Genomic DNA, 12,288 nt, shown 5'->3' with positions numbered 1-12,288 from the left:
TCATGAGCTCACCCGGTCAACGTCACAAACAGCGCGTGCAAGCCATGCAGGGGGCGCAGCAAACCGCCAGCTCTGGCATGGCCACCGGTGCGGTGGCGGACAGCCTGCACCTGCAGTTGATTGCCCTGGAACAGGACATCGTCCGGCTGCGCAAGCTGGCCCGTATCGGGGACCGGGTGAACATGAAACGCGATGAGCTGATGCCCAAGTACCGCCCCTATGTGGAGCGCTATCTGGCCGCCGTCAGTGAGTCCGGCCAGCCCTACCAGAACGAGCTGTTTCAGCGCCTCATCATCTGGGCCTTTGATGTCGGGGATTTCGACACAGGCATTGCCTGGGCGGAGCTCGCCATTGCCCAGGGACAGCGCACCCCGAACAACATCAAGCGTGACTGGGCCCACTTCGTGGCCGACACCGTGCTGGAGTGGGCAGAGAAGCAGTCGGCCGAAGGTCATGCCGTCGAGCCCTGGTTCTCCCGGGTGTTCGACAAGGTGCGCAATGACTGGCGCCTCAACGAGCGGTTGACCGCCAAGTGGTTCAAGGCGGCCGGTTGCCTGCTGCTACGTGACCACGACGGCCAGCCCCGCCCCAGCGCCGTGGGTGACAGCGCCACCCTGGAGCAAGCCGATCACTGGCTGGCCCAGGCCGACAAGCTGCACGGCAAGGTGGGCGTCGGCACCTTGCGCCAAAAGATTGCCATGCGCCTGCGGGCGCTTAATCCGGAATAAAAAGCCGGAGCAATAAGACTCTCCGCGCCACCGCACCCCGGCGCGAATGCCATGGGCAGCCTCTGGCGAGCCTTGCGGCAATTGCGTGGCTACAGGGGTGCCCCATTTCAACCAACCAGCGAGGCAAGCCATGTTTGCAGGCAAGGACATCGACTACAGCGCCGCCACTATCCGCAATGACGGGTTCTGGCCGGATGTGGCCGTCGCCGATTTTGAGCGCCGCCGTGCCGTGCCTGCCGATCTAGATACCCAGACCACCGGCGCCGCCCTGCTGGCCGCAGTCTCTGAAATCAACCTGCAGCTCGAAAGCCATCAGGCCACGCTGCTGGGCAAGGGCTACACCACCGCCGCCGAGGTACCCGGGCCCAGCCTGGAAGGGGGCAGCAATGCCCTGACCGAGCAGTATCTGGCCGCTGTCTTTGCGCGCGCCAAGTCCGCGCTGCTACCCGAGTTCGCCAGCGTCACCGAGCGGGCGACCGCCAACAACCAGGTAGAGCGTTCGCCAGACCAACGCGCCCACCTGCTGGCCGAGAGTCAGCAACTAGTGCGCAGCATCAAGGGCAAGCACAGAGCGGGGGTCTCGCTGATATGAACAGTGACATGAATGAGCAGCAGGCCCAGGGCTATTTCCTGCAGGCGCTCCACGCCGAGCTGTTGCGGGTGTTGCCGGCCAAGTGCCACAAGACGCTCGATAGCTGGATGGAGAACGGCACCATCCGGCTGGAGCCCAAAAACATGGGCCCCACCGGGGTGGATGTGGCATGGCTCACCTATCAGGCGGTGTTCACCATCGAGCAGCTGCCGTTTCGCGAACTGGATCCAGCCATCGTGCTCGCGTCAGTAGCGGCCTGGGTGCAGGAACATGACGAATTCCGCGAGCGGTTCGAGCTGGACGATCCCGAGTACGCCGTTACCCCGAACGATGAGAGGACGGCCGACCTTGAGATCCAGCTCCCCTTCACCGAGCCGCTGCGCCTGGTTGAGCACGAGCTGGGCCCCATCAACTGGGACGGCAAACGCTGGAACGTGGCCCCCTACGACATCTGGGTGGCCGACCATATCAACCTGAACGTAGGTGATACCGGCCATCACCAGATCGGTGGCCAGTCATGATCACCATCACCCTGGACACTCACCGCAGCAAAGACCAGCTCAACCTGCTGGCCCTGCCACCCAAGCAGCGCAAGCGTCTGGTGTGGCGCGCAGCCAACGAGATGAAGAAGCTGGCCGCCCGTAACGTGCGCCAGCAACAAGACCCCAACGGCCAACCGTGGGCACCGCGCAAGCGGGGCAAACGCAAGATGTTGCGTGGCCTGCCCAAGCTGTTGCAGATCCGCGAGCCTCGTCAGGACGTGGCAGAGCTGGGGTTCACCAAGGGCACCATGAGTGCCCACGCCGGGGTCATCGCCAACACCCACCAGAAGGGGCACACCTACAAGGTAACGGCAGCCAGCCGGCGCCGGATTGCCCCCAGCGACAGCGGCAAAAACAAGCAGGCCAGCAAGGCACAAGCCCGCAAGTTGCGGGAACTGGGGTTCAAACGCCCGGGCAAGCGCAAGCGGGCATACCGCTCGGCCTCACTGGGCTGGATAACGGGCAACCTCAACTACGCCCAGGCGGGGTTGCTCATCAAGAAACTCAAGGATGAACCGGTGAAAGAGAGCTGGGAGATCCAGCTACCGGCCCGCCCGTTCCTGGGCGCCAACACCCAGCAGCGCGAGCAGGCCTTTGCCCGCGCGCTGCAGAGCATCAACTACGGCTGGGACGTCAACAAGCAAGGCATGAAGGGGAAATAACGGCATGTGGCCTTATGTACAGATCAACAACTTGAACCAGATGCAGGGGCCTGTGACGGAAGTCGAGCGCCACCTGCTGTTCATCGGCAGTGCGCCGACCAACACCAACAAGCTGCTCTCGCTCAACACCCAGTCTAACTTTGACACCCTGCTGGGCGAGGCTGACAGCGAGCTGAAAACCAACCTGCAGGCCGCCATGGCCAACGCCGGCCAGAACTGGACGGCCGCCGCCTTCGTGCTGCCGACCGACATGGACTGGAAGGATGCCGTTCGCACCGCCCAGAAGACCCAATCCTTCGAGGGCTGCGTGGTGCTGGGGCAGGAGTGGGACAAGGCGAAAATCAACGCCGCCCACGCCCTCAACCAGGAGCTGATCGCCAAATGGGGACGCTGGCAAGCCATGCTGCTGGCGGTGCCGGGTATCGTCTCCACCGCCGAGGGTGGTCAGGACTGGAGCGAATACGAGGCAGAACTGGCTGCCCTGCAGGATGGCATCGCGGCTGAATCGGTCTCCCTGATCCCGCAGCTGTGGCCCAACCTCATCGGGGCTTACGCCGGCCGCCTGTGCAACCGGGCAGTGAGCATCGCTGATAGCCCTTGCCGGGTGAAAACCGGCTCGGTGGTCGGCCTTGGTGCTACCCCCAAGGACAAGGACGGCACCGAACTGCCGCTGGCCACCCTGCAGACCCTGGAAGCCAGCCGTTACTCGGTGCCGATGTGGTACCCGGACTTTGACGGCACCTATTGGGCCGATGGCCGCACCCTGGACGTCGAGGGCGGCGACTACCAGGTGATCGAAAACCTGCGTGTTGCTTACAAGGTCGCCCGCCGGATGCGCCTGCGTGCCATCGCCCGCATCGGCGATCGCTCGTTCAACTCCACCCCGGGCAGCACCGAGGCCGCCGTCATGTTCTTCGGCAAGGACCTGCGCCAGATGGCCAGCGCCATCACCATCAACGGCCAGCCGTTCCCGGGCGACATCGCCTCACCCAAGGATGGCGACATCCGCATCCAGTGGACCGCCAAGAACCTGGTCTCCATCTATGTAGTGGTGCGCACCGTGGACTGCCCCAAGGGGATCACCGTCAACATCATGCTCGATTTGAGCCTCAACAACGGGGAGGGCTAACCCATGACCCGCCGTATTTCAGGCCAGTCCTTCGACACCACCCTGATGGGCACCATGGTGCACATCGAGAAGGCCAGCCTCTCCATCACCGACAACAGCGCCGTGGCGCAAACCCGTGGCATCCCTGATGGCTATATCGATGGGGATGTGGCCGCAGAGCTGGAGTTCGAGCTCGACGCCAAGAACTTCAAAATGCTGTGTGAGAGCGCCAAGCGTCAGGGCAGCTGGCGCGGCATGAAGCCGGACGATGTGCTGTTCTACGCCGACACCGGCGACGAGACCATGAAGGTGGAAGCCTTCGGCGTGAAGCTGGTGATCTCTGACCTGCTCGATATCGATCCCAAGGGCGGTAGCAAGGGGGTGCACAAAATCAAGGGGTTCGTCACCTCGCCGGACTTCGTGCACATCAACGGCATGCCGTACCTGTCGGATGACGACACCCGTCACCTCAAGGGCTAACCGATGGATCTGATCGACCGCGCCAACCAACACGCCGAGCGGATGCTGGCGGCCCAGCTGGATAGCCAGCTTGGCCGCAGCCACTACCAGGGCGAGAGCTTGCACCTTTGCGAAGCGTGCGATGACCCGATCCCGGAGGAACGCCGCCAGCGAGTACCCGGGGTGCGCAAATGCGTGCCCTGCCAGAGCCGCGCAGAGCGTCGCGGCCAATAAGCATCGAGAACGGGATATGAACCCTATGCCAAACAAAGACCCCACCCTCTGGGCCGCCCTGCTGGCCTGGCTGATGGACAACTGGCCCGCAGTTTCCGGGGCGCTGCTGGCGCTGAGCATTTCGTTTATGCGCATCACCTATGACGGCGGCAGCGGGCGCCGCCGCCTGATCGAATCAACCATGTGCGGCCTGATCACCTTGGCCGCCGCCTCCGGCACCACCCTGCTGGGCGTGCCCTATGAGGCATCCCCCTTTATCGGCGGCATGGTGGGGCTGCTCGGCATGGACTTTATCCGCGATCGGGCAAAGACGGTTTTCAACAAGAAGGAGGGATGACATGGCGCTGCGCTGGATTGAAGAGGCTCGCACGTTCTTGGGCCTCAGAGAGATTAAAGGGCCCAAACATGCCCAGGCCATCCTGGACATGTGGAAGGCGATCAAGCGGGGCGGCATCAAAGACGATGAAACCCCGTGGTGCGCCGCCTTTGTCGGGGCTTGCCTTGAACGGGTCGGCATCCAGTCGACTCGCTTTGAGAGCGCCAAGAGTTACCTGGACTGGGGCGAGAAACTGGATCGCCCCGTGCTTGGCTGCGTGGTGGTGTTCACCCGTGACGGTGGTGGCCATGTGGGATTCGTGGTCGGCAAGTCACCCTCCGGCAACCTGCTGGTGCTCGGTGGCAACCAAGGGGATGAGGTGAATATCCGTGAATTTCCACTGACCCGCGTCACCGGTTACCGCTGGCCATTGAATGAGCCGGTGCCGGTGGGTGAGCTGCCGATCGGTACGCCAGCCCGGCTGTCCATGGTGGAAGCATGAACATCCTCAAGGAGCTGTTCTCCAACCTGCTGTTTGTCCTGGTACTGGTCATGGGCGCCGCCCTGTTCCTGGGCAGTCGCATGCTGGATAGCCGTGGCAAAGCGCTGGCCTCGGCCAACGAGACCATCGGCACCCTGCAGACAGCCAACGGCCAGCAGGCCGCTGAGCTCCAGGAGCAGCAGCTGATAACGACGGGCTTGCGCCTGCTGCTTAACGACCAGAACGCGGCATTGACCGAGCTCGACAACCAGAACAGGAAAACCGCCGATGAACTGCAACACGCCTTGGCCACGCCACCGGCGGGCCGCCCGGATTGCGCTCGCGAGCCTCTGCCTGGCGGTGCTTTGCGCCTGCTCCAGCCAGCCCACCACCGTGGTGAAAACCCAGGTGGTCAAGCGCCTACCGCCGCCGGGGCTGGTGCCTCACTGCCCGGAGCCTGAATTCACGGGGAACACCTACGGCGACGCCGTGCGGTTTATCCCCACCCTGCAGACGGCGCTGCGCCGCTGCCAAACCCAACTCAGCACCCTGAACGACTGGATAACCCAAGAGGAAACCACCCCATGAGCAAAAAAATCACCCTGACCATCGCCGGTACTGACATCAGCTTTGAACCGACCATGACCGCCTACAACGGCTTCATCAACGACATGATGCCCAACGACAAGGTCGCACCGGCTCACAACTACCTGAAGAGGATCGTCTGCACCGAGAGCAAAGAGGCACTCGATGAGCTGCTCCAGCGGCCCAGTGCCGCGCTGCAGCTGGCGGGCGCCATCAACAAAGAGTTCGCCCCTGATCTGGAAATCACCGTAAAAAACTGACCGCGCGTACCGAGGCCATCGAGCGCAACCAACTGGAGCAGGTGCTGGCGCTGCGACGCTACTACCTGCCCCATGAGGATGACGACATCGAGAGCCTGGCTCGCGCTACCTGGTTAGACAAGTACCACCGAGACTCCAACGCCATCGCTGTGGCCGAGGGTATCGCCAAAGCACTGAACGGATAAGAGACCCCTATGGCCTGGATGGAAAAATTGATGATGCAGGTGGCCTTGGTTGACCAGGTCACCAAGCCCCTTGCTGGCATCAATGCCCAGATGGACAAGGTCAGCAAGGCTGGCCGCCAGGGCTGGGGCAGCATGGCCATGGGGGCCACCACCGTCGCCGGCGGCGTCATGGCGATCCAGGGGGCTCTGGGCCCCGCCATCGAAATGGATCGGGCGCTGGCGGAAGTGGCCTCCCTCGATGTGCAAAAGGATGTGCTCGGGGCACTGGGCCGCGAGGCGCTCAAACTCTCCATCCAGTATGGTGAGTCGGCCACCGAGATCGTGCGCTCCTCCTACGATATCCAATCCGCGATCGCCGGGCTGGAAGGCAACGAACTGCCCGCCTTCACCCGCGCATCCACCACACTCGCCAAAGCCACCAAGGCCGACACCGCCACCATCACCAACTACATGGGCACCATGTACGGCATCTTCGAGCAGCAGGCCAAGCAGATGGGCAAGGCCAACTGGGTCGAGGATGTGGCCGGCAAGACGGCGCTGGCGGTGCAGCTGTTCAAGACCACCGGCCAGGGCATGGCCGATGCCTTTGGGGCGATCGGTGCCAACGCCACCGCCGCGGGCGTCTCGATGGATGAGCAGTTCGCCGTGATCGGCCAACTGCAGGCCACCATGAGTGGCGGCGAGGCCGGTACCAAGTTCAAGTCGTTCCTGGCTGGTGTCGGTGGCGCTCAGAAGGCGCTCGGCATGCAGTTCACCGACTCGGCAGGCAACATGCTGCCGGTGCTGACCATCCTGGACAAGCTCAAGATGCGTTACGGCGAGACCATGAGCGTGGCCGAGGGGGACGAGCTCAAGAAGGCCTTCGGCTCAGATGAGGCGGTCGCCATGATCAAGCTGCTGATGACCAACACCAAGGGGCTGGCCACCAACATCAACGCGCTGGCCAACACCCACGGCATGGGCAAAGCCGAGCAGATGGCCGCCTCTATGACCGACCAGTGGGAACGGGTGACACAGGGATGGTTCGCCATCCGTGCCGCCGCCTTCGGGGTGGTGCTGCCTGCCATCAATGCGGTGGTCGGCGTCTTTGCCGATGGTGCCAATGATGTGCTGCGCTGGACGCACCTCTTCCCGAACCTGACCAAGGTGGTGAGCTATACCCTGCTCGCCATCGTCGGGCTGAGTATGGTCACCGGGGTGTGGATGCTGGTTGCCGGGCTCGCCAAGCTGGCCACCCTGGGGCTCGGCATCGCCTGGACCGTCATCATGGCGCCGCTCAACCTGCTCAAAGCCGGGCTGGTTGCCTTTCGTGCCATCCTGCTGGCCGTCAATATCATGATGGCCGCCAATCCTGCCGTGCTGCTGGCCTATCTCATCGGGGGGGTGCTCGTCGGAGCTATTGGGTTGGCGATCTACTACTGGGACGACCTGAAAAAGACCCTGGCAGACTGGGGCGTGTTCGACGCCATCCAGGCGATGATCGACGGGGCAGCCGCCGGCTGGGCCAACTTCATGCAGTTGCTTGCCAACCTCAGTCCCTTCCAGTTGCTGGGCAAAGCCGTGGACTGGTTGATCGACAAACTCAACATGATCCCGGGCGTCAACATCGAGCTCGGCAGCATGCCGGATCTCGCCATGCCGACCATGCCGCCACTGAATGTGCCGGTCATGCCCGAGGTGATGAATGTGCCAGCGCAAGAGCGACAACAAGAGACAGTCAACGCGCCCCTCGCCCGCTACCGCCAGCAAGACCAGAGCAAGGTGCCATCCAGTGGCATTGGCCAGCAGCTGATCCAGGCCAACGCGGCCGCGACCTCTGCCAACCAGAAGCCGGCCAAATCTCTGCACGTCGGCGAGGTGCACATCACCAACCAGAACCCGATGACCCCGGAGCAGATGGCCGAGAACGTCTGGCTGGAGACCAAATGATGAATGAACCCCTGACCCACGAACCTAAGTACATCGATCTTCTGGTCGTCAACGGTGCCTGGCAACTCGATGCCGGCGGCCAGCCGCGCTACACCCAGGACCGCCACAGCATCGGCCAGGACATCAAGCACCGCATCATGGAGTCGGGGCTCGCCCGCAAGCTCATCGGCGAGCGCAGCCCTACCCTGCGCAGCGACGTGATGACCGAGATTGAACTGCTGGTAGAAGACGACGAGCGGCTGGTACCCGGCACCATCCTCATCAGTGAAGAAGCCCCCGACCGGGTGCTGGTCACCGCTCGCACCTATGAATTCGGCGATTTGGAGGTAACCCTGTGAACCTGCGCCCGAATGTGGACTTTATGGCCCTGCTGGCCGAGACCGGCGTCCCGACCACCGAGCAGGCCATGGAGGCCGAACTCAAAAAGGAGGTGGTGGCCGCCGGCTCCCTCATCACCAATGACAGCGACGTGAGCCCGTTCTGGCGGCTGGTGCGCGGGGTGATCATCACCCCGGCGCTCTGGCTTATCCGCACGCTCTTGGCCGGCCATGTGCTGCCCAACACCTTCGCGGCCACCGCCACCGATGCCTATCTCGACCTCAAGGCCTGGGACGTGGACCTGACCCGCAAGGCGGCCCAGACCACCCGGGGCCTGGTCAACTTCGTAAAAACCAACCCCAGCGAAGCGGTCACCATCCCGGCCGATATCTGGATAGCCACCGAGCGCATCAACGGCACCATCTACCGCCTCAAACCCCTGCAGGCGGTAGTGAGCCCCGCCGGCGAAGCGGTGGCCAAGGTGGTCTGCGAGGCGGAGTTCGCCGGCGCGGCCTGGAATCTGGCGCCCGGCTATTACAACCTGCTCAGTGAACCGGTGACCGGCATCCTGTCGGCCCGCAACGATGACAAGGAGTGGATCACCACCCAGGGCGCCGATGCCGAGGGCAACGACGCACTCGGCCTGCGCATCCAGAACCAGTTCTCGGCGGTGGGGCGTTACCACATCGACGCCATTTACCGCTCCATGCTGGCCAGCGTCGCCGGCATTCGGGCCGACCACATCTTCTTTGAACACGAGGCCCCGCGGGGTCCGGGTACCGCCAATGCCTACATCCTGTTGGAGGTGGGCGCGACCCCGGCCAGCCTGATTGAGCAGCTCAACGACTACGTGGGCCGCCAGGGCAACCATGGCCACGGGGATGACCTGTTCGTGATGGCCATGCCAGAGACCCAGCACAGCCTGACGCTGGCGATCTGGCCCCAGCCCAACCTCACCGATGAGCAGAAAGCCGCCCTCAAGGCGGGCGCCGAGAACCTGGTCAAGGCGGCGTTTCGCCAGTCGGCGGATTTCCCGAGCGTCACCCGCACTTGGCCGCGCTCGCGCTTCTCGCTCTCCCAGCTCGGCCGCGAGCTGCACAGCCAGTTCCCGCAGCTGCAGAGCCTCAAGTTTGCGCAGGATGACATCGTGTCGGGGCTGGCCATCCCTCGCCTCGACAAGCTGGCGGTGACCCTGCATGAGTAAGCCGACCCCGCTTGAACACGACCTGCAGGCGCCGGCGCTGCCCGATGCCAGCGCCCCCTGGTGGGAGGACGGCTACACCATCAGCCCAGCTCACGCCGAGCCCGGGTTTCTGGCCAAGGGCATCAACGCCTTCTGGCAACGGGTCAAAGGCTGGCTGCTGCTGCCACTGGCCCAGCAAGACCCGCTGACCTGCTCGGAGTCCCTGCTGGCGCTGCTCGCCTGGGAGCGGGACATCAGCCGCTTCAACGGCGAGCCGCTGCCGCTCTTTCGCAAGCGGGTCAAGTTCGCCTTTGTGAACGCCCGGGACGCCGGCGAGGTGGCCGGCTTTAAGCGCATCTTTGAGCGCCTTGGCATCGGCTGGTGTGACATTCACGAACGCCAGGCCGGCGCCCCCTGGGACGTCATCACCATCGAGGTGACCGACGGCGCCATCGCAGCCAACCAGAAACTGATGGAAACCTTGATCCAACACTATGGCCGCACCTGCCGCCGCTATCGCTTTCAGGTGGTTTACCCGGTCACCGGCACCCTGCGGTTCGGTCGTATCGACATGAGCCAGCAGATGTTCGGCGCGACACTTAAGAGGAACGCATGAGCCAAATCATTACCAACGCCTTCTCCCGCTACTGGCAGGAGTGCCTCGCCACCCAGGCACCGGTGGTGCTCGATGAGTTCGTGCTGGCCAAGGTGCCGGGACTCGATCCCGATGCCGCCATCAACCCGGATAGCGGCTTGCCGCCGGCAAACCAGATTGTGCACCGCCACGCGGTGGACCAGCGCGGGCGCATCAACAACGATGCGGTGGCTTACACCATCGTCATGGACACCACGGTCGGCGATTTCAGCTTCAACGCCATGTACCTCATCAACAAGGCCACCGGCGTGGTCGGGATGATTGTGCACAAGGGGCTGGAAACCAAACTCAAGACCAATGAGGCCACCGGCCAGACCGGCAACAGCCTGGTGAAATCCATGCTGATGGAGTACGACCGTGCCTCTGAGGCCACCGCCACCCATGTGGACGCCAGCACCTGGCAGATAGACTATGCAGCCCGCCTGCGCGGGATGGACGATGACCTGCGTCTGCAAGCGCTGCAGTTCTTCGGGCCGGCCACCTTCTACGGGGATGGCTTTAACCTGGTCAACGAATCCGGGGTCTACAAGGTGCAGCCCGGGGTGGCCTACGTGGGCGGCCTGCGCGCGGAACTCAACGAGGTCAAAAAGGTGACCCCGGGCGCTAAGCCGGTGGGGCTCTGGCTCGATATCTACCGGGCCGGCTCCCTGCTCGATGCCTGGGTGAACCACTTCACCCTGACCTTGAGCGTGCCCGACCTGGTGGATTACCGAGACGCCAACGGCCATCAGCACCATGTGACCAAGGTGGCCATCGTCAATGCCAATGGCAGCGTCACCGACGTGCGCCGCAAGCGCACCATCGAGCTGACCGGGGACGTGGCCGGTAAGGGCATCCTGGAAGATGCCCAAGGCGTCACCATCGCGGTGGAGATAAAAGACGGCAGCCACCGCCACCGGTGGAATGAGCTCGACCAGATACCGGCCACCGCCAGCCGCTGGCCTAGCTATAACGAGGTGACCAACAAACCGGATCTGGCTGCTGCCAACCACACCCACCCGGGCACGCTGACCAATCCAATCCCGCTGGCCAAGGAAGACCTGAACACCCTCATCACCCCCAGCGTGTTTCGCCAGGAGTCCGATGCCAATGCCGCGGCCTCAATCAACTATCCCGAGCCTAAAGCCGGCTCCCTGACAGTGACCGTCGGCGCCGGGGTGCAGCAGCGTTACCACGTCTACAACACCAGCCGGGTCTATACCCGCGCCCAGTACAACACCGGGGCCTTCACACCCTGGGCCCGGGATTACAACACCCTGAACAAGCCGAGCGCCGATGACGTGGGTCTGGGCAAGCTCGCCAACATTGCCCCCAGTTACGATCCATCGGCCAACACCTATGCCCTACGCGACGGCTCCGGCGACCTGCTAGTCCGCACCTTGCGCACCAACCTGGTCGATGAGCAGCGCATGGTCGGCGCGGTGGCCTTTCGCGTTGACTACGGCAACGACAGCTATCTGCGCTACTGCAGTAGCCAGGCGGCGTTTCGTCAGTGGCTCAACCAGGCAGCAACTGGCTGGGAGGTGGGCTGGCGCTTAGGGATCTCGGATCCCAACTACGCAATGACCGAATACCACATCCCGGGCAAATGGGCGGTGATGACCTACCTTGCGGCCGATGGCGCGTTTCGGATTGCTTCCTCCAACGGTCAAGGGGGATCCACCGCCACCCGCCTGACGATTGATGCCGCAGGGAACGGCTCCTTTGTGGGCACGGTGAATGACGGCACGGGCCGTTGCTACAGCCCGGGAAACCAGCCCCACTACACCCATAACCACACGGCCGCGCAAGGCAACCAGGACATCGTCGCCAGCGGTTGGGGGCAGGTAGGTACCTACATGATGGCCGCAGTGATCCCGGGCCATGCCGCTGCCATGAATCCATCTGCCACCATCGCCGGCTCGTCGCTGCGCCCTGCCAACGCCTCCGAGTGGGGCCAGAATCGCGATTGGGCCTTGCCGGGCACCTGGAAGTGCTTGGGGTTTGTCACAGATAACAGCGATGACCGATGGGATGACCGCACCACCTTGTGGATCCGGGTCGCATAAAGA

General features: G+C 63.5%; 18 protein-coding genes. All 18 read left to right on the top strand.

Features of this window, described 5'->3' with window-relative positions; genetic code table 11:
• Window positions 1-2: 2 nt before the first annotated feature.
• The 18 genes from BN1128_RS18975 to BN1128_RS18895 all read left to right on the top strand — a co-directional run bounded on the left by BN1128_RS18975 (window position 3) and on the right by BN1128_RS18895 (window position 12,285).
• Window positions 3-728 (top strand): phage terminase small subunit, encoded by a 726-nt coding sequence (locus BN1128_RS18975; RefSeq protein ID WP_042871630.1) that lies wholly within the window; start codon window positions 3-5, stop codon window positions 726-728.
• A 130-nt stretch (window positions 729-858) separates the two neighbouring features.
• Window positions 859-1,320 (top strand): head completion/stabilization protein, encoded by a 462-nt coding sequence (locus BN1128_RS18970; protein ID WP_042871629.1) that lies wholly within the window; start codon window positions 859-861, stop codon window positions 1,318-1,320.
• Between the two features lie 8 nt (window positions 1,321-1,328).
• Entirely contained in the window at window positions 1,329-1,841 is a 513-nt protein-coding gene (locus BN1128_RS18965) for a phage tail protein (RefSeq protein WP_042871626.1), read from the top strand.
• A complete protein-coding gene (locus BN1128_RS18960) occupies window positions 1,838-2,524 on the top strand; it encodes a phage virion morphogenesis family protein (protein WP_042871624.1) in 687 nt (228 codons plus the stop codon). The genes BN1128_RS18965 and BN1128_RS18960 overlap by 4 nt, the downstream gene beginning before the upstream one ends.
• A gap of 4 nt (window positions 2,525-2,528) precedes the next feature.
• Window positions 2,529-3,653, top strand: coding sequence for a DUF2586 domain-containing protein (locus BN1128_RS18955; protein ID WP_042871622.1), 1,125 nt, complete (start codon window positions 2,529-2,531; stop codon window positions 3,651-3,653).
• A gap of 3 nt (window positions 3,654-3,656) precedes the next feature.
• Complete coding sequence (locus BN1128_RS18950; RefSeq protein ID WP_042654650.1) at window positions 3,657-4,112, top strand: phage protein; 456 nt, start codon at window positions 3,657-3,659, stop codon at window positions 4,110-4,112.
• A 3-nt stretch (window positions 4,113-4,115) separates the two neighbouring features.
• A complete protein-coding gene (locus BN1128_RS18945) occupies window positions 4,116-4,325 on the top strand; it encodes a TraR/DksA family transcriptional regulator (RefSeq protein ID WP_042871617.1) in 210 nt (69 codons plus the stop codon).
• Window positions 4,326-4,350: 25 nt separating this feature from the next.
• Entirely contained in the window at window positions 4,351-4,662 is a 312-nt protein-coding gene (locus BN1128_RS18940) for a phage holin, lambda family (RefSeq protein WP_042871615.1), read from the top strand.
• Window position 4,663: 1 nt separating this feature from the next.
• The gene (locus BN1128_RS18935) at window positions 4,664-5,143 is read left to right on the top strand and encodes a TIGR02594 family protein (protein ID WP_042871613.1); all 480 of its coding nucleotides are present in this window, start codon (window positions 4,664-4,666) and stop codon (window positions 5,141-5,143) included.
• A complete protein-coding gene (locus BN1128_RS18930; RefSeq protein WP_042871612.1) occupies window positions 5,140-5,583 on the top strand; it encodes a hypothetical protein in 444 nt (147 codons plus the stop codon). Before BN1128_RS18935 ends, BN1128_RS18930 begins: the two co-directional genes overlap by 4 nt.
• Window positions 5,483-5,710, top strand: coding sequence for an Rz1-like lysis system protein LysC (gene lysC / locus BN1128_RS26350; protein ID WP_244464628.1), 228 nt, complete (start codon window positions 5,483-5,485; stop codon window positions 5,708-5,710). Before BN1128_RS18930 ends, lysC begins: the two co-directional genes overlap by 101 nt.
• Window positions 5,707-5,967 carry a putative phage tail assembly chaperone gene (locus tag BN1128_RS18920; protein ID WP_042871608.1) on the top strand — a complete coding sequence of 87 codons (261 nt, stop codon included), beginning with the start codon at window positions 5,707-5,709 and terminating at the stop codon, window positions 5,965-5,967. The genes lysC and BN1128_RS18920 overlap by 4 nt, the downstream gene beginning before the upstream one ends.
• A gap of 41 nt (window positions 5,968-6,008) precedes the next feature.
• Window positions 6,009-6,152, top strand: coding sequence for a DUF6890 family protein (locus tag BN1128_RS25950; protein ID WP_167335821.1), 144 nt, complete (start codon window positions 6,009-6,011; stop codon window positions 6,150-6,152).
• A 9-nt stretch (window positions 6,153-6,161) separates the two neighbouring features.
• Window positions 6,162-8,081, top strand: a complete 1,920-nt coding sequence (locus tag BN1128_RS18915; protein ID WP_042871605.1) for a phage tail tape measure protein — start codon at window positions 6,162-6,164, stop codon at window positions 8,079-8,081.
• A complete protein-coding gene (locus BN1128_RS18910) occupies window positions 8,081-8,419 on the top strand; it encodes a DUF2590 family protein (protein ID WP_042871604.1) in 339 nt (112 codons plus the stop codon). The genes BN1128_RS18915 and BN1128_RS18910 overlap by 1 nt, the downstream gene beginning before the upstream one ends.
• Window positions 8,416-9,603: a baseplate J/gp47 family protein gene (locus BN1128_RS18905; RefSeq protein ID WP_042871599.1), complete on the top strand. Its 1,188-nt coding sequence runs from the start codon at window positions 8,416-8,418 to the stop codon at window positions 9,601-9,603. Before BN1128_RS18910 ends, BN1128_RS18905 begins: the two co-directional genes overlap by 4 nt.
• A complete protein-coding gene (locus BN1128_RS18900) occupies window positions 9,596-10,198 on the top strand; it encodes a phage tail protein (protein WP_042871597.1) in 603 nt (200 codons plus the stop codon). Before BN1128_RS18905 ends, BN1128_RS18900 begins: the two co-directional genes overlap by 8 nt.
• A complete protein-coding gene (locus BN1128_RS18895) occupies window positions 10,195-12,285 on the top strand; it encodes a phage tail-collar fiber domain-containing protein (RefSeq protein WP_042871596.1) in 2,091 nt (696 codons plus the stop codon). Before BN1128_RS18900 ends, BN1128_RS18895 begins: the two co-directional genes overlap by 4 nt.
• The last annotated feature ends 3 nt before the right edge of the window (window positions 12,286-12,288 follow it).

Origin of the sequence: Aeromonas piscicola (assembly GCF_000820005.1) — a bacterium.
Classification (GTDB): Bacteria; Pseudomonadota; Gammaproteobacteria; order Enterobacterales; family Aeromonadaceae; genus Aeromonas; species Aeromonas piscicola.
Note: the sequence above shows the minus strand (reverse complement) of the source record. Positions and strands in the feature narration are given on the sequence as shown.